18 protein-coding genes and 6 pseudogenes are annotated in these 21,797 nt (G+C 36.8%); 12 read left to right on the top strand and 12 right to left on the bottom strand.

All coding sequences use genetic code 11. The features are described 5' to 3' along the window. Positions 1 to 100 precede the first annotated feature (100 nt). Positions 101 to 2,074: a glycoside hydrolase family 31 protein gene (locus QFZ72_RS16420; RefSeq protein ID WP_307435209.1), complete on the top strand. Its 1,974-nt coding sequence runs from the start codon at positions 101 to 103 to the stop codon at positions 2,072 to 2,074. A 355-nt stretch (positions 2,075 to 2,429) separates the two neighbouring features. Here the strand turns inward: QFZ72_RS16420 and QFZ72_RS16425 are convergent, their stop codons facing one another. Together QFZ72_RS16425 and QFZ72_RS16430 are read right to left on the bottom strand one after the other, a co-directional pair. After that, complete coding sequence (locus tag QFZ72_RS16425) at positions 2,430 to 2,681, bottom strand: hypothetical protein (protein ID WP_307435212.1); 252 nt, start codon at positions 2,679 to 2,681, stop codon at positions 2,430 to 2,432. Positions 2,682 to 2,933: 252 nt separating this feature from the next. After that, positions 2,934 to 3,266 (bottom strand): DUF3231 family protein, encoded by a 333-nt coding sequence (locus QFZ72_RS16430; RefSeq protein WP_307435214.1) that lies wholly within the window; start codon positions 3,264 to 3,266, stop codon positions 2,934 to 2,936. Between the two features lie 93 nt (positions 3,267 to 3,359). Between QFZ72_RS16430 and QFZ72_RS16435 the strand changes: the two genes are divergently transcribed. The 5 genes and pseudogenes from QFZ72_RS16435 to QFZ72_RS16455 form a co-directional block, all read left to right on the top strand. Then, complete coding sequence (locus tag QFZ72_RS16435; RefSeq protein ID WP_307435216.1) at positions 3,360 to 4,397, top strand: LacI family DNA-binding transcriptional regulator; 1,038 nt, start codon at positions 3,360 to 3,362, stop codon at positions 4,395 to 4,397. A gap of 103 nt (positions 4,398 to 4,500) precedes the next feature. Further along, positions 4,501 to 5,653: pseudogene (locus QFZ72_RS16440) on the top strand (Gfo/Idh/MocA family protein). A 31-nt stretch (positions 5,654 to 5,684) separates the two neighbouring features. Further along, positions 5,685 to 6,422 (top strand): ThuA domain-containing protein, encoded by a 738-nt coding sequence (locus tag QFZ72_RS16445; RefSeq protein WP_307439814.1) that lies wholly within the window; start codon positions 5,685 to 5,687, stop codon positions 6,420 to 6,422. Between the two features lie 45 nt (positions 6,423 to 6,467). Then, complete coding sequence (locus tag QFZ72_RS16450) at positions 6,468 to 7,562, top strand: Gfo/Idh/MocA family protein (protein WP_307435219.1); 1,095 nt, start codon at positions 6,468 to 6,470, stop codon at positions 7,560 to 7,562. A gap of 195 nt (positions 7,563 to 7,757) precedes the next feature. Continuing rightward, a pseudogene (locus QFZ72_RS16455) lies at positions 7,758 to 7,919 on the top strand (AraC family transcriptional regulator); the annotation flags it as partial. 961 nt (positions 7,920 to 8,880) lie between these two features. Here QFZ72_RS16455 and QFZ72_RS16460 read toward each other — a convergent pair. From QFZ72_RS16460 to mtnK, 3 genes and pseudogenes are all read right to left on the bottom strand, one after another. Then, positions 8,881 to 9,039: pseudogene (locus QFZ72_RS16460) on the bottom strand (tyrosine-type recombinase/integrase); the annotation flags it as partial. A gap of 167 nt (positions 9,040 to 9,206) precedes the next feature. Further along, on the bottom strand, positions 9,207 to 10,271 hold the full coding sequence (gene mtnA / locus QFZ72_RS16465) for an S-methyl-5-thioribose-1-phosphate isomerase (RefSeq protein WP_307435222.1): 1,065 nt from the start codon (positions 10,269 to 10,271) through the stop codon (positions 9,207 to 9,209). Continuing rightward, complete coding sequence (gene mtnK / locus QFZ72_RS16470) at positions 10,261 to 11,493, bottom strand: S-methyl-5-thioribose kinase (protein ID WP_307435224.1); 1,233 nt, start codon at positions 11,491 to 11,493, stop codon at positions 10,261 to 10,263. Before mtnK ends, mtnA begins: the two co-directional genes overlap by 11 nt. Positions 11,494 to 11,653: 160 nt before the next feature. On the opposite strand from mtnK, the gene QFZ72_RS16475 reads away from it, so the two are divergent. From QFZ72_RS16475 to QFZ72_RS16500, 6 genes are all read left to right on the top strand, one after another. Then, positions 11,654 to 12,838, top strand: coding sequence for a pyridoxal phosphate-dependent aminotransferase (locus QFZ72_RS16475; protein WP_307439816.1), 1,185 nt, complete (start codon positions 11,654 to 11,656; stop codon positions 12,836 to 12,838). Positions 12,839 to 12,979: 141 nt separating this feature from the next. Continuing rightward, the gene (locus QFZ72_RS16480; RefSeq protein WP_307435227.1) at positions 12,980 to 14,224 is read left to right on the top strand and encodes a 2,3-diketo-5-methylthiopentyl-1-phosphate enolase; all 1,245 of its coding nucleotides are present in this window, start codon (positions 12,980 to 12,982) and stop codon (positions 14,222 to 14,224) included. After that, positions 14,203 to 14,865, top strand: a complete 663-nt coding sequence (locus QFZ72_RS16485) for a 2-hydroxy-3-keto-5-methylthiopentenyl-1-phosphate phosphatase (RefSeq protein WP_307435230.1) — start codon at positions 14,203 to 14,205, stop codon at positions 14,863 to 14,865. Before QFZ72_RS16480 ends, QFZ72_RS16485 begins: the two co-directional genes overlap by 22 nt. Before the next feature lie 39 nt (positions 14,866 to 14,904). Then, positions 14,905 to 15,555, top strand: a complete 651-nt coding sequence (gene mtnB / locus QFZ72_RS16490) for a methylthioribulose 1-phosphate dehydratase (protein WP_307439818.1) — start codon at positions 14,905 to 14,907, stop codon at positions 15,553 to 15,555. A gap of 27 nt (positions 15,556 to 15,582) precedes the next feature. Beyond that, positions 15,583 to 16,116, top strand: a complete 534-nt coding sequence (locus QFZ72_RS16495) for a 1,2-dihydroxy-3-keto-5-methylthiopentene dioxygenase (RefSeq protein WP_307435234.1) — start codon at positions 15,583 to 15,585, stop codon at positions 16,114 to 16,116. Positions 16,117 to 16,404: 288 nt separating this feature from the next. Then, complete coding sequence (locus QFZ72_RS16500; protein WP_307435236.1) at positions 16,405 to 16,653, top strand: site-specific integrase; 249 nt, start codon at positions 16,405 to 16,407, stop codon at positions 16,651 to 16,653. A 366-nt stretch (positions 16,654 to 17,019) separates the two neighbouring features. Here QFZ72_RS16500 and QFZ72_RS29530 read toward each other — a convergent pair. From QFZ72_RS29530 to QFZ72_RS16530, 7 genes and pseudogenes are all read right to left on the bottom strand, one after another. Beyond that, positions 17,020 to 17,097 (bottom strand): annotated as a pseudogene (locus QFZ72_RS29530) (hypothetical protein); the annotation flags it as partial. 691 nt (positions 17,098 to 17,788) lie between these two features. Then, positions 17,789 to 17,962 (bottom strand): annotated as a pseudogene (locus tag QFZ72_RS16505) (recombinase family protein); the annotation flags it as partial. Between the two features lie 228 nt (positions 17,963 to 18,190). After that, positions 18,191 to 18,316, bottom strand: a pseudogene (locus QFZ72_RS16510) (DUF6262 family protein); the annotation flags it as partial. Between the two features lie 205 nt (positions 18,317 to 18,521). Then, positions 18,522 to 19,034, bottom strand: coding sequence for a hypothetical protein (locus QFZ72_RS16515; protein WP_307435239.1), 513 nt, complete (start codon positions 19,032 to 19,034; stop codon positions 18,522 to 18,524). A gap of 758 nt (positions 19,035 to 19,792) precedes the next feature. Then, entirely contained in the window at positions 19,793 to 20,338 is a 546-nt protein-coding gene (locus tag QFZ72_RS16520; protein WP_307435243.1) for a hypothetical protein, read from the bottom strand. A gap of 417 nt (positions 20,339 to 20,755) precedes the next feature. After that, on the bottom strand, positions 20,756 to 20,959 hold the full coding sequence (locus QFZ72_RS16525) for a hypothetical protein (RefSeq protein WP_307435246.1): 204 nt from the start codon (positions 20,957 to 20,959) through the stop codon (positions 20,756 to 20,758). A gap of 477 nt (positions 20,960 to 21,436) precedes the next feature. Next, complete coding sequence (locus QFZ72_RS16530; protein ID WP_307435249.1) at positions 21,437 to 21,613, bottom strand: DUF2187 family protein; 177 nt, start codon at positions 21,611 to 21,613, stop codon at positions 21,437 to 21,439. Positions 21,614 to 21,797 lie beyond the last annotated feature (184 nt).

A 21,797-nucleotide genomic window follows, 5' to 3' on the forward strand; every position in this document is an offset into this window, starting at 1 on the left:
ACATATATACTTAGTATATTTGATATTAATATAAGTTTCATCTTACAACAAGGCTATAAAGATAAATGAAGATAGTATCTAAAAGGAGGAGAATAGTACTATGTTTAAAATCGAAGGAAATCGACTTATTAGGGAGTTTGATTCGGAGAAACTATGGATTGAACCTTGGGGAGAGAATGCCCTACGGGTCCGTGCATCGTACACCACAATAGAAGATACCGATTGGGCACTCTTGCCTGTTCGGGAAATAAAACCAGATATTACTGTTAAAGAGGGAGCAGCAACTATTGTTAATGGAAAAATAAAAGCAGAAGTTAAGAGAAATGGTCAAGTGACTATTTATAATCAGAAAGGTGAAGTTTTATTAAAAGAAACAGAAAACACCTATCAGCTTAAGTATGGTGGTAGAGAGTTAATCCCTCATCCTGGAAGAAGTGACTATCGCTTGTCACTGCGCTTAGAGTCAGATCCAAAAGAAAAACTTTTTGGGATGGGTCAGTACCAGCATCCTTTTCTTAACCTGAAGGGATGTATGTTGGTACTTACACACCGAAATAGTCAGTCCAGTGTTCCTTTCGTTATGTCTAGCTTAGGCTATGGATTTCTATGGCATAACCCTGCAATTGGTCGAGTGAACTTTAATCTTAATATAACCGAATGGACAGCACCTTCCACCAAGCAACTAGATTATTGGATTACAGCAGGAGATACTCCTGCAGAGATTGAAGAATCTTATGCATCTGTTACCGGTACTGTCCCTATGATGCCAGACTATGGCATGGGTTTTTGGCAATGTAAACTAAGATATCAAACTCAAGAAGAGTTGTTAGAGGTTGCAAGGGAGTACAAAAGAAGAGACCTTCCGATTTCTGTTATAGTCATTGATTTCTTCCACTGGACAAACCAAGGCGATTGGAAATTTGATCCGGAGTATTGGCCTGATCCTGAAGGTATGGTTAAAGAATTAAAAGAAATGGGCATCGAACTTATGATTTCAGTATGGCCTACTGTTCAGACAGAGAGTGAAAATTATCAGGAAATGATTGAAAAAGGTTATCTAGTCAGATCAGATAGAGGGGTTCGAACCCAATTTCAGTTCTTAGGGCAAAATGCCATATTCGATGCCACTAACCCTGAAGCACGAGAATACTTATGGAAAAAAATCAAGAAAAATTATTATGACAAAGGTATTAAAGTGTTCTGGCTAGATGAAGCAGAACCGGAATTTACTGTTTACGATCATGACATTTATCGCTATTACCTTGGCTCCAGTTTACAGGTAGGAAATATTTATCCAAGTAAATATAGTCAGACGTTCTACGAAGGTATGGCTGCGGAAGGTCAAACCAATATTATCAACCTAGTCCGAGCCGCATGGGCTGGTAGTCAGCGTTATGGTGCTCTAGCTTGGTCTGGCGATATTCATTCTAGCTTTGAGGTATTAGGCCTACAAGTACGAGCTGGATTAAATATGGCCATAGCAGGAATTCCTTGGTGGACAACCGATATAGGAGGCTTCCACGGTGGTAATCCAGATGATCCATTGTTCCGGGAATGTATTATTCGATGGTTCCAGTATGGTGTATTTTGTCCAGTATTCCGACTCCATGGTGACAGATTGCCTACGCAAAAACCTATAGGAACCACTGGTGGAGGGCAATGTCATAGTGGAGCTGCGAATGAGGTATGGAGTTATGGAGAGGAGGCTTATGACATATTTAAGGATTACTTACATTTACGGGAACGACTCCGCCCTTATATTAAGGAACTGATGAAGGAAGCCCATGAAAAAGGGACTCCTCCTATGAGGCCGCTATTCTATGACTTTTCAGAGGACAAGGCTGCTTGGGATGTGGATGATCAATTCATGTTTGGCCCAGATATTTTGGTAGCACCTGTATTAAATGAAGGAGAGAGAAGCCGTAGTGTATATTTACCGAAGGGAGCAGTATGGACGAATCCTTATTCTGGCCAGATACATGAAGGGGGGAAACGGTTAACAATAGAGGCACCCTTGGAGCGAATTCCATTGTTTCTTAAGAATGGCGCAGACCTTCCAATTGCTTCCTTATAAGTTTAGAAGGATGTAAGTCCGACCGTTAGTTAATACTTATATATATAAGGTTTTTTTATCGGATTTTGATTTATGAATGTGAAATTCATATAGAAACAGGTCATTCCATTGTAGCTTTAGAATAAAGTTTGATCAAATTGGTAATAATAACCTTAATAACCGAACAAAAAAAGCGTGTTTTGAGAAAAAAGTTTGATCAAAACACGCTCTTAATATATTCAATTGAATCATTCTTTTATAAAAAAGTTTGATCATTTCTGTGATGCTTCCTCCATTAAAGCGCCCGATTGTTGAAGATCTTCTATTAATATCTTATTAAAGAAAAGCCCCTGTTAGTTGAAGAAATAACCTTAAATTATCTCTTTTCAAAAGCTAATTTCATTCCTAGAGTTATCAACATAAATCCTGTTAATCGTTGAAATGCAGAGATTTTCCGTTCTAATCGTCCAAAGATAATATTACCTTGTTTAATAGTGCTATAGATATCTTCCAATCGTTCAAGGTTCTGACTAAATGTTTCTAATTGCAATAAAAAGCAATTACTTTGGTCATAATCCGCTCTTCCATGTGCTGCAATAAAATTTTTTAATATTAAAACCTCTAACATGCAATAACCATTTCTGATTTTAGAGCAGGTCTAAAATAAAGTTGTATAACAATGCACTTAAAAAATATAACAATAAAGTATATTAAATCTAGTGTTATTGCACAATCTCGCCTGTTAGTTGAAGAGGCTTACTAGATAAAGCTCTTACTCCATAGGACTTTCTAAATTCGTCCTTTCCTTGACATTCATTCATTTCCTGTTGACAAACTGATCTCCTTCCAGAACTTATGATGAATTTCAACTATTTTGATTCTAACTTTTTGTAAGTCGCTCTTTATCCATAGTCCCAGGCGGCTGTTCTAACCATTCAATTTGAATCATAATATCAGCACCATCTTTCGCATATTGACCGATTTCAAGCGAGAAACGTTCGTAATTCAAAGCTAAATCACTTCGCTGACTTACAGAAGCTGCCGTTGCATAGTTACCTATTCCAATTGAACTTAACAATGACATAAGAAACATTGTTAATTTATCTGAAAATGGCGGTATTGTTAAATCGGTAATACAAGCTTCTGATGAAGCAGGGGCACTTGTATCATTATCATGTAGGACTTTTGTAAATATTTGAATATCAACATCCATTTTTGAATATTTTTTTAATTTTTATTATTGACAATTATCAGAAAAGTAAATAATATGAACGCGTGTACATTTTTAATCATGGAGGTGAATATCATGGCTAACAGGAAGGATGTTGCAAAATTAGCCGGTGTATCTGAAGCCACCGTTTCACGGGTTTTTAATAATATTGTTCCCTTGCGTGAAGAAACAAAACAGAAGGTTTTACAAGCAGCCGAACAACTTAACTACCACCCAAATGCCATTGCTCAAAGCTTTGCACGGGGTAAAAGTAACAACATTGGCGTCATTGTTCCTTATTTGCAAAAGGTTAACTTGATGAGCACGCATTATTTCTCTGAACTATTAAGTGGGATTGGTTCAAAGCTTGGTGAATTTGGATTCGGTTTGCTCCTTTTATTTCAATCGCCTGATGAGCCAAAAGATTATGTACAGCTTTTTCGTACTCAGAAAGTAGATGGATGCATCATCCTTGGATCAAAAGATGTTTCAGGGGAAGTGGAAGCTCTCGAAAAAATGCATCAGTTAAAACTTCCATACTGTCTTGTGAACCAAACCTTTACGGGCACCTCCTTTCATTCCATTGGTGCAGATCATGTAAATGGGAGTTTTCAAGCTGTCTCCTCCCTTCTAATGAAGGGGTATGAACAGGTGATCTTTTTAAATGGGCCGATGGAGTTTTCCAATAGTATTGAACGTTTTAGAGGATATGAAAAAGCCCTTATGAAGGCAGGAATTCCCTATAACCCGAAATTAGTGTTTCAAGGGAATTACAGTCGGAAAAGTGGTTTTCAAGCAGCTGAATCGATTGCTCCCCTACTGTCAGACATAAATGCTATTTTCGCCGCGAATGATCGAATGGCCATCGGTCTTATGCAGGGATTAAGTGAACATGGCTATCTTGCTGGCCGCGACTACGCTCTCGTTGGTTATGATGACTCTGAAATTGCTAGAATGACAACACCTCCACTTAGCACAGTGAGAGTACCCCTCTTTCAAATGGGCCAATTGGCGGCTGAAAAGGTACTCCAATTAATCTCTCAAGATGCCATAGAACAAACGAATGTACAATTGTCCGTTACTTTTATTGAACGAGTCTCTTCACAACTTATGTACAAGCACCCAAAACTTTAGCATAAGACACACTCCCATGCCTGGAATATCGGGCAATTGATTTCTATCTAAAACTAGTACTGCCTAATTCTTTTCATTTTTAAATAGACAAAGGAAATAAGCGATGGAAACAGTTAGAATTGGAATGATTGGCTACAAATTTATGGGAAAAGCACAAAGTCATGCTTACCGGGATATTTCCTTTTTTTTCAAATACGTTTCATCCTGAAATAAAGGTTATTTGCGGCCGTGACCAAAATGGTGTGGCTGCTGCTGCCAAGCAATTCGGCTGGGAGGAATTACGACCGACTGGAAAAGTCTTTTAGTAAGAGATGATATTGATTTAATCGATATCAATGCACCGAGTGATGTACATAAAGAAATTACAATTGCTGCTGCACAGGCAGAAAACATGTTTTTTGCGAAAAACCGTTAGCGCTTACGTTGAAGGACTCCAGAGAAATGCTTGAAGTGGTTGAGACTGCTGGGGTTAAGCATATGGTTGATTTAATTATCGCTTTGCACCAGCTGTGATGCTGGCTAAAAAGCTTCTTGAAGAAGGTAAGTTAGGTCATGTCTATCATTTCCGCGCTTGGTTTTTACAGGACTGGCTCGTCGATCCAAACTTCCCCCATGTCTGGAGACTTCAGAAGGATAATACTGGTTCAGGTTCTCATTGAGATCTTGGGGCCCATCTTATCGATTTGGCTCACTATCTCATTGGTGATATTACAGAGGTTACTGGAATGAACGATACGTTTATTAAGGATAGACCACTTCGTACGCAGATGACTGGTTTATCTGCGAAAGGCAGCGATAGTGATGAAAAAGGCGAAGTTACGGTTGATGATGCAACCCTATTCTTAGCTCGTTTCGCTAACGGCGCTTTAAGCTTTGAAGCCTCACGTTTTGCCACAGGGCACCGCTGTAAGAATTCCTTTGAAATCAACGGCAGTAAAGGCAGCGTCATCTTCGACTTTGAACGCATGAATGAGCTGCAGGTCTATTTCACTGATGACAGAGACGACGTACAAGGCTTCCGCCTCGTATTAGCCATAGACCCTGCCCACGCATTTGCAGAAGCATGGTGGCCGCCAGGACATACGATTGGTTATGAACATACGTTTATTCATGAAGTAGTGGAGCTTATGGAGTCTTTCCGGGAGAATCGTCAGCCTGTTTCAAACTTCCGCGATGGCGTAAAGTGTCAAGAAGTTTTGGAAGCGGTTGTTTTATCGATATACAAACGACAATGGATCCAAATTTCTGAAGTATAAAATATAAAAAAAGAAATGGAGTGCATAAATGATGAAAAAAAAGGCATTGATCGTTTGGGGCGGATGGGACGGCCATCAGCCAGACCTGGTAGCTGAAATCTTTAAAGGCATCCTTGAGGAAGAAAACTTCCATGTAGAGGTTTCCGGTACGCTAGATTCTTATGCAGACATAGAAAAGTTGAAATCTTTGGACTTAATCGTTCCCCACTGGACAATGGGAATAATTGAAAATAAATATGCCCTGAATATTTCCAAAGCGGTTATGTCAGGTGTCGGTTTAGCTGGCTGCCACGGCGGAATGTGTGACTCCTTCCGTAACAATGTGGACTGGCAATTTATGACGGGTGGAAATTGGGTTGCACATCCTGGAAATGATGGTGTGGAGTACATGGTTAACATAAAGCATTCGACTAGTCCGCTATTAGAGGGCATCGATGATTTTAAAGTTGTCAGTGAGCAGTATTACCTTCATTATGATCCAGCAGTCGAAGTGTTAGCTACTACTCGCTTTCCGGTGGTACATGGTCCTCATGCAGCCAATAAAGCCGTTGATATGCCTGTTATTTGGACAAAACGCTGGGGTCTCGGAAATATATTTTATAGTTCACTGGGACATCATGCCAACATTATCGCCATGCCAGAAGTCTCTCTTATCATGCGCCGCGGATTTTTGTGGGCTGCTGAAGGAAAGAAACGTGCTGCAGGAGTGGATGTAGCCGCTCTTTATGGAAATGGCCGTGTTTATACAGGTATGGGTGACAGTCAATAAAGATAGCTGATCTGTGACAAGTATATTAAAATGGAGGACCTAATCGTGAAAAAGTTAAAAATCGGTATCATTGGCTGCGGGAACATTAGTTCCATTTATATGGAAAATTGTCAGAAGTTCCACCACCTCGAACTAGTTGCCTGTGCGGACTTGGATGAACAGCGTGCACAATCTCAGGCCGAAAAATTCGGTGTTCCTAAAGCTTGTTCCGTGGAAGAGCTGTTATCAGAGCCTGAGATTGAACTAGTCATCAATTTAACGATTCCAAAAGCTCATGCCTCTGTCTGCATCCAGGTACTGGAAGCAGGAAAGCATATCTATACGGAAAAACCACTAGCTGTTACACGCGAGGAAGGAAAACAAATTTTAGAAACAGCCACGAAATGTAATCTCCTCGTTGGCAGTGCGCCAGATACCTTCTTAGGGGCCGGTATTCAAACAGCTATCCATTTAATTGATCAAGGTGCAATTGGAGTACCTATTGGTGCGTCTGCCTTCATGATTTGCCGGGGGCATGAACATTGGCATCCAGACCCTGCCTTCTATTATGATATTGGCGGCGGACCAATGTTTGATATGGGACCTTATTATTTAACGGCATTGGTGGCACTTCTTGGACCGATTAAACGAATTTCCGGCTCCACTCGTATAAGTTATCCGGAAAGAACCGTGCTAAGTAAACCAAAAGCAGGCACTAAAATTGAGGTTTCTACCCCAACTCATATATCCGGTGTCATTGATTTTGCATCGGGGGTAATTGGAACCATTACAACAAGCTTCGATGCCTTTGGCGGCACTTCCCTTCCTCCCATTGAAATCTATGGCAGTGAAGGTACTTTGCTTGTTCCTGATCCAAATACGTTTGGAAGTCCTGTACGGTTCAGAAAACGTGACGAAAATGAATTTACTGAGGTTCCGCTATCTTACAGTTCCCAAAACAGCAGAGGCCTTGGTGTTGCAGATATGGCAAAAGCAATCCTCGAGGGCAGTAAATACCGGGCAAATGGTGAATTGGCTTATCATGTGTTAGAAGCTATGCATGGGTTCCATGATTCCTCGGAAAATGGTAAACACTATATGATGGAAAGTACCTGTGAGCGGCCTGAATCTGTGTCTTTGGAATTTCAGGTTTCTAAGTAGATTCACCTAGTTCTTTGATAATTGAGATGGGAGGAGGCAACTAACCTCCATTTATCCCTCTCACACCACCGTACGTGAGTCTGTCTAACAATTGATTCCAAATTTATACAAATTCAAATATTCAAGACGATTTTTGATAAAATTCATAAAAGTTATTTAATAAGGGGCAGAGCCCCCTCTAAATTTTCGTATTAACTCCTTTACTCCGATAATTCGGATGCCGCTGCTGTGGCGTATCTTGTAGGCTATGAAAGTCCATCGCAATTCAGCCGTGAATATTCACGCATGTTCGGTTTTCCGCCAATAGAAGATATGAAGCGTCTTAGAGAGAAACATGAACAGAGGTTAAATGCTTAGCCGAAAGTCTCGATTAAAAGTTAATATTTAGAAAGAAATGTCGATTTTCCATATGTGGAGGTCGGCTTTTTTCTTGTGAAGGATTGTGTTTACTGCCCCGTTTGTTTAATAAACAATCCCTTCTTAAAGGAACGCCCTGTTTGTTTAAGTACCTTACTTCACAAAACTATTAAACTGGAATTACTTCGCTTAGATTGCTAAAATCATGATTAATAATTTCTACTAATTTAATTTGTTCTCATATTCAAATTTCAAAATGCAACAATTTCCAATTCTTTCTTTTTGTGTAATGGAACTTGTATGTTCCCAATACTGCATAAATTTTCTATTATGTTCTAGATATATTGTAGCAAAATTATCATAATTTGTCATTTTCATAGGTAGATTAGAGTGAACCTAAACAAAAAATTGAAAGTCTTATAACCTATAAAAAATAAACTTTTTAAGAAAAAACTTATTAAACTATCCTGTCCCTTAAAGATACAAAAAAGAAGCAATACTTAACGTCATTAACGTAAAATACTACTTCTTGATATACTTTATATAATCGGTTTTTATTCTTCTATAAGTATTCGGCATACTATCACATCTCAAAATTTTTACTAATTTGCATTAATACAAGTTTATTAAATATTAGTCACGCTCTGGTCACATGGTGGTCACACACAGCTGAAAACCACCGGAAATCATAGTTCATTTTAAGTATATTAATATCCCTAAAAACCTTGATATAAAGCCATTTACGGATATATAAAGAAACTACAGGAAATCTCACTTCCCACGCTGGCAGCGTAGAGGTCATCGGTTCGATCCCGTTATGCTCCATATCCGAAAACCCTTGTGTAGCAAGGGTTTTTCTTTTTGTTCGTGATTGACTTAAGTGAAAATCATCTCGCTGGTAATACTTTGGTCATAAACTTCATTATTTAATGATTTCATCTAATTTACGAGCCACTTCTTCTTAAATGGTTGGAAGAACGTGTGCAAACTTATCAAGCGTAACTTTTATATTGCTGTGTCCTAATCTTTCAGATATGACCTTTATATATATTCCCTTTGTAAGAAGCAATATTGCGTGTGTATGTCTTAAATCGTAAGAGCGGATTTCAGGAACATCAGCTCAATTAATTAGTCTCTTGAATGTTCTTCTTTGCAGGACGTTGAACCCTTGTATCAATATTTATATCTTTCTAAGTGGTCTAAAAACCTTCAATTCTCTGTAATTATTTTTTCTGCCTCTTTTTTAATAATTCTATCATCCGTGTTTGTAATTTCCATAATCAATTTTCATTTTAAATTTTGAAGTTTACTCGCATACTGTCCTGCTTTATCAGGATAAACAATACCTTTTTCGGTCACAAAGGCTGTTACAAGTGAAGAAGGGGTAATATCAAATGCAGGGTTATACACTCTTATTCCATGCGGTGCAATCCGTTTTCCTAATCCAACAATAATTTCATCTTCCGAACGTTCTTCTATTTGAATTTCTTCTCCGGTTGGTGTACTTAAATCAATAGAAGATAGTGGAGCTGCCACATAAAATGGTAGTCTATGCGCTTTTGCTAAGATAGCTACTGTATAAGTTCCAATTTTGTTAGCAACATCACCATTTGCAGCAACCCGATCCGTTCCAACAATAACAGCCTGTACTGATTGATTTGCCATAACAACTGCTGCCATATTATCACAAATAAGTGTGACATCAATTCCTGCCTGCTGCAATTCCCAAGTAGTAAGACGTGCACCCTGAAGAACAGGACGAGTTTCATCTGCAAATATCTTTAAATTCCACCCTCGTTCTTTAGCGATGTAAAATGGAGATGTTGCCGTTCCATACTTGGCAGTCGCTAAACTTCCCGCATTGCAATGTGTGAGAATTCCCATACCGTCTTGAAATAAACTAAGAGCATGTTCACCAATCTTACGACAGACTTTTTCATCTTCTTCTTGAATCTGTAAAGCTTCTTTAAGAAGAATTTTCTTAATAAACTCTACATTTGATCCTTGTTTTTGTTCTTGATAAGCTCTCTCTTTTAAACGTTTTAATGCCCAGAACAGGTTCACAGCTGTCGGCCGTGCTGTTGCTAAATAATCCGATTTTTTTTCTAAATCTTCAATGAAGGCACTCACATTTTCTTCTTGGCCGTATCGAACTCCCAAATAGAGACCATAGGCAGCTGTCATCCCAATAGCAGGTGCACCACGTACTTTCAGATATCGAATTGCTTCCCATACCTCTCCTATAGTAGACAGTGACAGAAACACCGTTTCTTCAGGAAGGAGGGTCTGATCGAGTAAAATTAATTGATCTTTTTTCCATTGAATGGATTGAATAAACTTACTAATCTTCATCTACCTCCTGATTATTAAGAAACCTGACTAAAGATGTGATATCACCGATCTTCCTTGCTGTTTCCCTTTTTAATACCAATTGTTGTCCAATAGCGAGGGCTAACCTTTCTCCTTTTGCTCTTAATTTGGGATCTTTAATGCTTTCCAAATCAGGAACATGGGCTAAACCGATCACTCGACGCATCATTTTACAACCCGCATATCCTAATGAATCTTGAAGCAAACGTAGCATATAATCATCTTCATATCCCTGTATGGATGCATAAGGCTCACTAGCTTTTCCCTGCCACAAAATTCTAAATTCCTCTTCAAAGACTGTCCAAATTTCCTCTACTGTATTTAACAGATAATCTTGGTATTGATGCCGTTCTTCTCGATCTAGAGTATGTCCCACGTGAGAGCAAAAATTGAGTAATAGATTGGCAATCACTGCTCCAATGTCAAAACCCATTGGCCCATAAAAGGCAAACTCTGGATCAAATACCTTTGTATCCTTCTCTGAGACCATAATACTTCCTGTATGAAGATCTCCATGAATAAGTGCCTGAGCATGGGTGAGGAATTTCTCCTTTAACTTAGTGATTTCAAGTTTAAGATCTCCATGACCCCAAATCTCTTCAATCACTACCTTAATTAGCGGGTTAAATTGATTCGTTTTTGCATCGTAATATGGATCGGTAAATACAAGATCTTCAGTAATTTTGCACATTTCAGGATTTATAAATTGCACTACTTTCTGTTTTTTATCTTGAGGATCTAACGCTAAATCTGAAGTTAAAAACAGAGTTCTAGCTAGAAACGTACCAATGTGTTTTGCAAAATAAGGATAACGATTACGAGTAATTAGTCCTTTGCGCATTATGATATGTGTAGATAAGTCTTCCATGACAGTTAATGCCAATTCTTTATCATAATGATAAACTTTTGGAACTGATCCTGGACAAATACTATTTTGTATTATTAACGCCTCACTCTCAATACGTGCCCTGTCCAATGTTAACGGCCAAGACTCTCCAACGACGCGAGCATAAGGCAGTGCTTGTTTTATAATAATACTTTTACCTGACGAACCCTGTTCAGTAATATGGAATACTAGATTTAGATTCCCATCCCCCAATTCCTTGCAAATTAGTTGAGCATTTTCAGAAAATAAATCAGGAAACTTTCTAACATATTGTATTGTTTCTAACTCACTTAGCAGACGGTAACTTGAATTTGACATTAATCTTCTCTTCTCTTTTTAAGTTCCTTTTCCCGAGTAAAAACAACTTTGTCATAGCACCATACGCTATTAAAAGATAGATAAACAATTGTTTTTTTAAGTTTACTCACTAAAAAGGTCATGTCATCATATGTTGTTTTTAAAAGAGAGGTGATTAATTATCGAAAATAACAACTTTATAATCAAAGCATCCAATCAAATGAATCGCCTACCTAATCAATTTTTCTCCACATTAGTTTGGAAAGTGAATGGGTTTATCAGTGCAGGATATGATGTTATTAATCTCGGACAAGGCAATCCAGACCTTCCTACACCGTCACATATTGTTCACTCGTTACAAAAGGCTGTGGAAAATCCAATCAATCATAAATATCCGCCGTTTTCAGGAAAAATTGAACTGAAGAAAGCTATATGTACTTGGTATCAAACCGAGCATGGGGTTACATTGGATCCTGAGAAGGAAGTAGCTATAATGTTTGGAACAAAAACCGGACTCATACAACTATCACAAATTTTGATGAATCCAGGTGATATGGCTCTCGTTCCTGACCCAGGCTATCCTGATTATTGGTCAGGAATCGCAATTGCCGGTGCTGAAATGGTCCCTATGCCGCTTCATTCTACCAAAGGATTTTTCCCTGATTTTTCAACACTTTCACCGTACCAATGCAAACACACAAAATTAATGTTTCTTAATTATCCATCAAACCCGACAGGCGCTTGTGCGACTAGTTCCTTCTTTGATGAAGCCATTTGCTTCGCAGAGAAAAACAATATTGTCATAGCCCATGATTTTGCCTATGGAGCAATCGGCTTTGACGGGCAAAAACCAATTAGTTTTTTGTCCCGACCGGGTGCCAAGGATGTTGGCATCGAATTTTACACGTTGTCAAAAACCTATAATATGGCAGGATGGCGGGTTGGATTCGCTCTTGGTAACCAAGAGCTGATTCGCTTAATCAATGAAATTCAAGACCACTATTTTGTCAGCTTGTTCGGAGGGATCCAAGACGCTGCTATCACAGCCTTAACCTCCTCTCAAGAATGTGTCCGAGAACTAGTTGACACTTACGAAATACGGCGCAATGTATTATTTGAAGAACTAAAAAAACTTGGCTGGAATGCGCCGCTTCCTAACGGATCCTTCTTTGCCTGGCTGCCTATTCCAAAGGGATACACATCAAGCCATTTTGCTGACACGTTATTAGAAAAAGCGAAAGTTGTTGTGGCTCCAGGAATCGGTTTTGGCAAATGTGGAGAGGGTTATGTTCGAATAGGACTTCTTACAGAAGAGGAACGAATTCGGGAAGCTGTACAGCGAATTTCTAAATTATCTATCTTTTAGGCTCTGTTAAAGTGTTGATTTTTAAGTGTACAACGATGTTTCACACGAATGAGTAAAAAACATAGTTGATCTTCAATACTTAATAACAGCCCCATCTTTTTTATCTTTTTACATCCTTTATATTCAGGAGGTGAAATGTTTGTGACAACCGACCAAGATTATGTTATAGCTACTTATTTAATTCATGGTCATTTTGATTTTCACAAAAAAGCAGAAGAAATCGCTGTAGGACTTACTGTCGGAAGTTGGACACAGCTCCCAAAGGCAAAAAAAGAACAAATGAGACCGCATTTGGGGAAAGTAATCGAAGTAAAAGTGTTAAATGACAATTCAGATGAAATACCTAAGGCTCTATTAATGATCGGTTACCCGCTTGTTAATATGAATCCGGATATTCCATCTATCCTCACAACAGTCTTTGGCAAATTATCAATGGACGGCCAGATTAAATTAATGGATTTGCACATACCAGATTCTCTTCTCAAGCAATTTCCAGGTCCTCGTTTTGGTATCGATGGAATAAGAAGGCTGATAGGAGTTAACGATCGTCCATTACTAATGAGCATCTTCAAACAATGTATCGGGCTTCCTCTTCATGAACTGGAAAACGAATATCAAAACCAGATCGATGGAAAAGTGGACCTTGTAAAAGATGACGAGATTTTCTTTCGGGATGATTATGCACCCGCTTTGAAACGAATAGATTCATTTGAAAAACGTAACCAACATCAAATGGATAAAACTGGTAAAAAAGTACTTTATGCAGTTAACCTAACCGGACCAGTTACTCAATTAGTTGAACAAGCCAAACATTTTTGTCAGGTGGGTGCATCTTGCTTGTTACTGAATGTGGCTCCGTATGGTTTTGATGTTCTCCACCGAATAGCCGCAGATCCTGATGTAAATATTCCGATTATCGCCCATCCTGCTTTTACCGGTTCGTTTTATCCATCACCATACTATGGTCTATCTGCTCCGTTGCTTCTAGGTAAATTAATGCGTTTGTCAGGTGCCGACATTGTTCTCTACCCATCTCCTTACGGTTCTGTAGCAATACCAAAGGATGAAGCTTTGAATATAGCAAAACAATTAAATTGCCCTAACAATATTCATCGTCCCGCTTTTCCAACACCTTCTGCAGGAATTCATCCTGGTCTCGTTCCAGCACTATATCAAGATTTAGGTGAAAATTTCATTATTAATGCAGGGGGAGGAATTCATGGGCATCCTCAAGGCACCTCAGCTGGAGGAAAAGCCTTTATTGATGCGATTAAAGCAGCCGTTTCAGGCCTTTCTCTGGAGAAAGCCGTAGAAAACGCACCTGAGCTTCGTTCAGCGATTCAAAAATGGGGTGCATTAAAACCATGGAAACATTCAAAAAAATGATTATATTTTGCGATTTTGATGGAACAATTACAATAAATGATAACATTATCAATATTATGAAATATTTTAATCCGCCTGGATGGGAAACGATTAAGAATGATACATTAGCGGGAAAAATGAGCGTCCGAGAAGGAGTAGGGCACATGTTTTTATTATTACCTACAGCATACCGAGAAGAAATCGTTCATTGCGCTATAAAACAAGCCAAGATTCGAGCGGGTTTTGATAAATTTATTCAATATTGTCAGAATCACAATATCCGTCTACTTATTACTAGTGGAGGAATTGACTTTTTCGTTTACCCTATTTTATCGCAATACCATATCTCCAAAAATGACATCTTTTGCAATGCCAGTGATTTTAGCGGCAAACAAATCAGAATTCTATGGCCTTTTTCTTGTGATACACAATGTAGCAATGATTGTGGAATGTGCAAACCAAGTATTCTCCGTTCCCTATCGACTAACGATTCTATGAATATTGTCATCGGAGACAGCATCACAGATTTGGCCATTGCTAAAATGGCTGAACTTGTCATTGCAAGAGATTTTCTTTTACAAAAATGCAAAGAACAATCTCTTCCTTACAAAGAGTTTAATTCATTTTTCGATGTAATGAACATTTTAAACCAATTCCAATAAGTGTGGTGAAGACCTATAACCAAAAATGATTTTGAAAAAATCAACCTTGAAGCAATCCAACAAGCTTTTAAAACATTACAAAAAGTTAAAGGAACCCTATCGGAAAGAGGGTGGTTTCCAGCAACGAGTGGGAACATATCCGTTCTTGTAAAAGGTTCTTCATTCGAGCATAACCAGCCAATTATCGCCATAAGCTCTAGTGGAAAAGACAAATCGATTCATACTCCTGAGGATTTTCTTGTAGTTAATTCAGATGGAAATCCTGTATTTCCTACCAATTTAAAACCTTCTGCTGAAACTTTAATTCACAGCTCCATTTATCAATTGATTCCTAATTGTAAAGCGGTTTTTCATGTCCATACTATTTTTAATAATCTCATTTCGGATCTTTACGGTGATCAAAGAAAGATTACCTTTACAAAACATGAACTGATTAAAGCATTTGATATTTGGGAAGAAGACGCTTCCATAACCATTCCGATTATAGAAAATTACTCCAGTATCCCTAAATTAGCAGAAGAAATCCTTCGTGTAATCCAACCCGAGGTACCGGGAGTATTAATCCGCAACCATGGAATCTATGTTTGGGGAGATAGTGACTTTACTGCCAAACGACATTTAGAGGCATTTGAATTTCTATTTGAATATCAAACTAATTTGTATTTTCTAAAAAAATATAAACAAACTTAATAAACTTTTTAAAAGGGGTATTTTACTATGGCAAACATTCGAATGCGAAATACTAATGAAAGACTAACAGAAGAACAAGAGGTAAAAAGATTCTTGAATGAACAGGGCGTTCTTTACGAACATTGGAATACGGAAAAAATATCCAAAAATTTACGTGACACATTTATACTGTCTGATGAGAATAAAGAAGAGATTCTTAACATCTTTGATTCTGAAATTAGGTCCCTTGCAAATCGACGTGGCTATAAAGAATGGGATATTGTTGCATTGTCCGAAGCAACTCCTAATCTAGACGAACTCCTAAAGAAGTTTGAACAGGTACATGTTCATACCGAAGATGAAGTTCGTGCCATCACAGCAGGAAATGGGATCTTTACTATCAAGGGGGATTCCGGGTATTTCGATGTAGAATTATCTGCTGGAGATGTGATTTCTGTTCCGGTAAATATCCCCCATTTCTTTACTTTAATGGAAAATCGTAAAGTTGTAGCCGTTCGCTTGTTTATTGATGCTTCGGGCTGGATTGCTCATTCTTATGAAGATCCGGAGTTCAAATCATAATAGAAATTCATATCTTGACTTTAAACTAAGAAATCAATGATGCGTGATTAGCCTCTTTCATCCGAAAGTGGCTTTTCCATATTAATACCTTGTTTTTGATTGAGGGATTCATGATCAAGAAGCCAATATAGACCAGCATGATCTAGAACGACTTTCAAGAAATCATCCCTTCCCGATTTATCTTTTGATTTTCCACCTCTTATAAGCGATTGATACTAATATTGAGACAAAAGCATCCCGAAAATGTTCATCCTTGAAATTTTCCTCATTCCATCCTTGATATTTAGAATGGAACTTGAAAGTCCATTGATTTTTTTACATGCTTCTACTAAGAAAGCCTTTACTTTTTCAATTTCTCTTATTTCCTTTATGTTAAACGGAAAATCAGAATCAGGTGCAGACATGAAATTTGTACAAGATCGCCTTGGACACGGGAGCATTCAAATTACATCAGATGTTTATGCTCATGTAAGTAAGAAGATAGATCAATCATCTATGGAAAAATATGAATTATATATGAATAAACTTTACGAATAATATGAAACGTGAGCGTAGCAATACTATCATGGGACGCCATTAAAAAACGATTCTATTTGAATTAAAACGCAGGCTAGTTGCTTTAAAGACTTTTCTACCTGAAGGTTATTATACCTAGCTTTTTTCGAGATGAATGAGGAATCAATCATGTTACTCTATATTCACTCGCTTTACATGCTCCTTCCTACTTAAACTTTAAACTTTTACTAATTGAATATTTTCTTTAAGAATAGTCTTTGTTAAAAAAGTCATTCATAAAAATTTGGTGATCAAAAAGTGGGCAGATTTGTGGTCAACGCTATTTTAAATAAATTTTAAGAATTATAAAAAACCCCTGACACCAATGGCATCAGGGGTTTGCTGGTTTTAATATTGAGACATATACTGTTCTCTTTCCCAAGGGTGAACTTGAGTACGGAACATATCTCTCCCTTTTATTTCTTTTTAAAATATGGCAAAAATGCTGTAATAACAGCAGATTACTTTTTTAGGTTTTCAAAATATATCTAATCTTTTTAAATTATTTTGGTCATTTTTTGGTCGAGATTTTGGTCAATTATTCTAACTTACTTACTGGTTTAAGAATGGTTAACAAAATTGAGAATAACTATACTTATGCTTCATGAGATTTAACTGTGTTATTGAGGCAGCTTCAACAAATTGATAAGGATAAAATTCATTTACTAACTTCTGAAGGTTTTTTTGTAATCAAAAAAAGAATAGCACTCACCACTTTAAAATCTGTCAATGGCATAGTGACAACGGATTTTTGTCTGATCCAATCTCCCCTGATTTGAAAAGTAGATTTACAGAATTATTAGGGCAGAGATACAGTGGCAATAAATTAAAGAACAGTGTTGTTGCATATAACAAATTAATGAATACCCTACCTATTATTAGGGTTATTTTATCTACTTTCCACTATAAGCTTCAACTAATTTATCTCGGTTATACACAATCACAAGAGGTTCTAGGTACTTAAAAACTCTTAGTATCTCATCCTTATTTAATACATTTGTAGATGAATCAATCGCTGCATACATTGCCCGAAAAATCATATCAAGGTTTCTCTTTGAAACCTGTCTTTCTTTAATCTTTTGATGTTATCTGCGTGTTTAAATCGTCAATGTTTTTTGATTTTGTCGCCACTTCGTAAAACTTTCAGAAGTTCTTCTAGTTGGGGTCTATCTTTTCTTGTTCCGGTCAATTTTTCTTTATAAATCTTTTGTACTCCAAATTGTGTTAGTGCATCAACTTGCATATCTAAGTTTTGTTCCTCCGTACTCACTCGTGCATAACCAAAAATCATCATACATCACCTGCTAAAAGTTGTTTGTGAACTTATTTTAGCACCAAAAACGGTGCTAGATATTAAAAATGTTACTTTGTTTTTGGGAATGAGTTTTGGTTCTATAAATTAATACAAATAGGTTGTTTTCTGATAAAGTAATTGTAAGTTCCATAAACGTCCGTTTATGGAACCTATTATTCGATTAATAGCATTTTACTGTTTCTCCAATCAATACTAAAACTTTTTTTACACCTCTGCGTAAGCCACTTTCAATTGCTCTCTAAGTTGTTTGTTATCATCTTCTAATTTCTTGACCTTCCGTTTCAGTGATTCAATAAGAGCATCCTTGTTGCTCTCATTCATTTCTCGCTGGGTAAATGTTGTAGACCGCAAAGTAATAAAGTGGCGTAGATCTATTATTCTGTGTCACTTATGCAAGGGGAATCAGGGTGAAAAACCTTATGAACTTGTTATTTAAACAAAGAAAAAAACGTCATAGAACTCAATCGGTCAACCTGAAACCTAGATCCCTACTCGATAGTAGATTATATCTACTATTCGGCGTGATTAGATGAGATTAATCATAAAAATCAATATTTACATAAACATGATTATAATTCTCACTTTTACGATTTTCTCGACCTACAGCAAATTCTGCTTTTTTATTACTACCATCAACACGAGAATTAATATCTCTATATATGGCGCAATATCCTTCTTTTACATCTATTACACCTCCAACAGAAGTTAGACTGTTTGGGTCATACTCAAACAATTGATATCCAATCCTTTGATTTTTATCCCATGCTGAGTTGTTAATACAAAACATAAAGTCTCCACCAGTGGAATATTTGTAATCAGTGATGTTATCAAAACCAGTATTGGAAGAATATTGTAATATTGCCGAATATCCTACATCGTCCCAACCTCCATTGCCTGCCATTGCTGTTATTTCTCCACTAGCTTTTAATTCATTTATCGGAACGATATCTACTGTGACTTCTTCTTTTGATTCATTTGCAAAAGCTGACGATAAGGGAGCGATAACCACTCCTAACAGGATAAAGAACAAAAAACTCATTCTTTTCATTTCGCATTCCTCCACTTTTTTTAAATTGATATTAACTTTGTCATTATACACAAAAAAACGTAGATAATATGTAATATTTTGTTAAATATAGGAAATCGTTTCCTCGAAAATTTTGGGATTGTATAGCAATGTCACTGCTGCCTTTAAGCCTATTGGTAAAAATTCCTAGGCTATGTCCTATTTTTACATGTATCTGGCTTGATCACAGGGTTGCTGCTCTAATCCGTCACATGAGTCTTAAACCTATGAAATGGCTGTTTTCCTGTTAAGAAACAAGTGATTTGGTACCATAAATGACCGTTTATGGGCATTACCATCACTTAATCAACAAATAGTTTATTAATGCTAATTTGCAGTACCAAAACTCATTCCCTAAAACAAGGTAACATTTTTACTATCGAACATCGTTTTTGGTACTACATGTAGGGAGCAGATAACAAAGATCGAGAGTAAGATATACATTTTATGTAAAACATCTGACGGAATACAGCAGCAACCCTGTGACTAGGCCTATTTTGCATGTCATTATTCAGTAGCTTAGAATGTTGATCTGTGGAAACGGCTCTATCTAAGAATTCATATGTGTTAGCTTGATGGGCATGGGGTACCGCCAGCAAAACGCGGATTTACAACGTTAAGGATATTCCAGCATTAAAAATCCCAATCTCTCAGTGATATAAATGAGAAATTGGGATTTAATTATTCAACAATTGCGCCCGTTAATGGAATAGACTTGGACTGATATCAACTTGTATTGGTTACTCGTAGTTCTTATATTTATCTATAAATGCTCTTAGTTCCTTTTGAAAGATTTCTAATTCTTCCTGAACTTCAGCTTTATATTCATTCTCCTCAATGATGCCCTCAAGACGTTCTTCTACTTCAATCTTTGCAATAGGTTCACCATTCTTCATATAAACAATATTATCAGAAACATCATTAAGAATCGGGTCATGAGAATCATCAGAACCATATTTGTGCCGCACTTCATCTGGTTCCTTATACAAATCAACAAAAGTTAACGTTGCATTTGCTTTTTTAAAGGGTTCTTTAAAGACGTCTGGGACTATTCCTTGTTCATTAATGTCATAACTGTATAGTATAAATGCGAATCCCGTAAAATTCCCATTTTGAAAAGTTTTTAAAAATTCCTCATATTCCTTTTCATCAATTGGTTCAACTTGCTTAGGCTTTTCTGTTTTTACGTCAGCTGTTTCACCGGATGTTTGCTCCTTTGTATCATTACTGCACCCAGCAATAATTAAACCCACCAGCAAAGTTAAAGTAACTAAAACTTTTTTCATTGCTCTTCCTCCAATAGATATGTATTCTCAATATCAAATTGTAACATAAAACAGAATCCTCTTAATTTCTTCTTCAACAATATGGCCCGATTGTTGAATAGCATGACTGGCGTTTTTTAAACGACTTTATTGTTACTTAACATCGTCTCCTATACGAGAAATGGTATTTATAATTTTCATTTGTGAACTTAGTCATTTGAGGTCATCTGTACTATATTGCATGGAATTAAATAAGGTTTACATCAAGGTTTGTAAACGTATGTTTTTACTTTCAATCAGGTTTTCCCCTAGCTTAAAATTCCTGAAGTCTTTGTTTCTGAAGAATAAAAGCTAGCATAAAGCTAGCTGGTTAGTAAAAAACAATTAGAATGGAAAAATAGGTGGGAGTATAAATAAATTCATCTTCATCTATACATTTTATTCTTCTTCATTTTGTTGCTTTCGGTGACTACGAATAAAGGAAGAAATTTTACTGTAGTAGTATCTTTGTACCTCACCAAAGGGTATCCATATGTCTTTTTCTTCAATCATGTCATACACATCATATAAGATTTGATCTCTTTTGTTAGGACGAAGTTTTACATCTGAATATTTCATCGCTTGGATGTATCTTTCTTTCAATTCTTTTGTAATCCACTCTTTTTGCTTTTTGGTTAAAGCAGAAAACTTTTTATCGATTTGGATAAGATGGCCATTTCTATATACATGTTTTCACATCTATTTATCACCTCCATTTCCCAATGTTCGTCTAGGGTATACCCAAAATGAACAAAAAGTTTTACAGAAATACTTCCCAATTCATAGAATAATAGTTAAGATGAAATAAAAAGCAATTAAATAGAAGGGTTGAATCTAATGCGTGAAGTATATTCGAACATCCTATTAATTATAGGATGGCTTTTCTTAGTCTTTAGCATTTATTTATTCTTTTGGACTTTTATTGAAGCAAACTCATTTTATATCGGTATTTGTGTTCTCATTGTTGGATTGCTTTCACTATTTTTCTCGAAAAAAATTGTTAATCAGTCAGGAAATTTCCTTTCCCTTTATGATCAGTAAACAAGTAAAAAACGCCCCAATGGCGTTTTAGTTTTTTTATTAATGGATATTTAGGATTTTGTAATTTTTATGAGCAACCACCGTTTTATTCCCTTCAAATTCTTGCTGCGAGTGGTTTTCTGTAATATTGATAATCACCGAGTTTTCATTTACTTTTTCTACAATTCCTTTGATTCCTGCTTTAGATATTATTTCATCACCTATATTTGCTTTCAAATTATTAACCTCCTTCCAAAGTATAATAACCTATAAATTTACAAAAGATCCAGCAGCTTACATAAAGCCAATTTTCCGTATTAAATAAGCTACACGTGAATTTATTTATCATATATTAAAGTTAGGTGGTTAAAATCAGTGAGCAAACCATCTAAATTACGTCTATCTACACTGCAAAATCCCC

This window comes from Bacillus sp. V2I10 (assembly GCF_030817055.1).
GTDB lineage: Bacteria > Bacillota > Bacilli > Bacillales > Bacillaceae > Bacillus_P.

Bases quoted from the DNA above. Each gene is read 5' to 3' on its own strand.
- QFZ72_RS16425 (WP_307435212.1), bottom strand. From the start codon at position 2,681: ATGTTAGAGGTTTTAATATTAAAAAATTTTATTGCAGCACATGGAAGA.
- QFZ72_RS16500 (WP_307435236.1), top strand. From the start codon at position 16,405: ATGGAACTTGAAAGTCCATTGATTTTTTTACATGCTTCTACTAAGAAA.
- QFZ72_RS16445 (WP_307439814.1), top strand. From the start codon at position 5,685: ATGAAAAAAAAGGCATTGATCGTTTGGGGCGGATGGGACGGCCATCAG.
- QFZ72_RS16420 (WP_307435209.1), top strand. From the start codon at position 101: ATGTTTAAAATCGAAGGAAATCGACTTATTAGGGAGTTTGATTCGGAG.
- QFZ72_RS16515 (WP_307435239.1), bottom strand. From the start codon at position 19,034: ATGAAAAGAATGAGTTTTTTGTTCTTTATCCTGTTAGGAGTGGTTATC.
- mtnK (WP_307435224.1), bottom strand. From the start codon at position 11,493: ATGTCAAATTCAAGTTACCGTCTGCTAAGTGAGTTAGAAACAATACAA.
- QFZ72_RS16485 (WP_307435230.1), top strand. From the start codon at position 14,203: ATGGAAACATTCAAAAAAATGATTATATTTTGCGATTTTGATGGAACA.
- QFZ72_RS16430 (WP_307435214.1), bottom strand. From the start codon at position 3,266: ATGGATGTTGATATTCAAATATTTACAAAAGTCCTACATGATAATGAT.
- mtnA (WP_307435222.1), bottom strand. From the start codon at position 10,271: ATGAAGATTAGTAAGTTTATTCAATCCATTCAATGGAAAAAAGATCAA.
- QFZ72_RS16520 (WP_307435243.1), bottom strand. From the start codon at position 20,338: ATGAAAAAAGTTTTAGTTACTTTAACTTTGCTGGTGGGTTTAATTATT.
- QFZ72_RS16495 (WP_307435234.1), top strand. From the start codon at position 15,583: ATGGCAAACATTCGAATGCGAAATACTAATGAAAGACTAACAGAAGAA.
- QFZ72_RS16435 (WP_307435216.1), top strand. From the start codon at position 3,360: ATGGCTAACAGGAAGGATGTTGCAAAATTAGCCGGTGTATCTGAAGCC.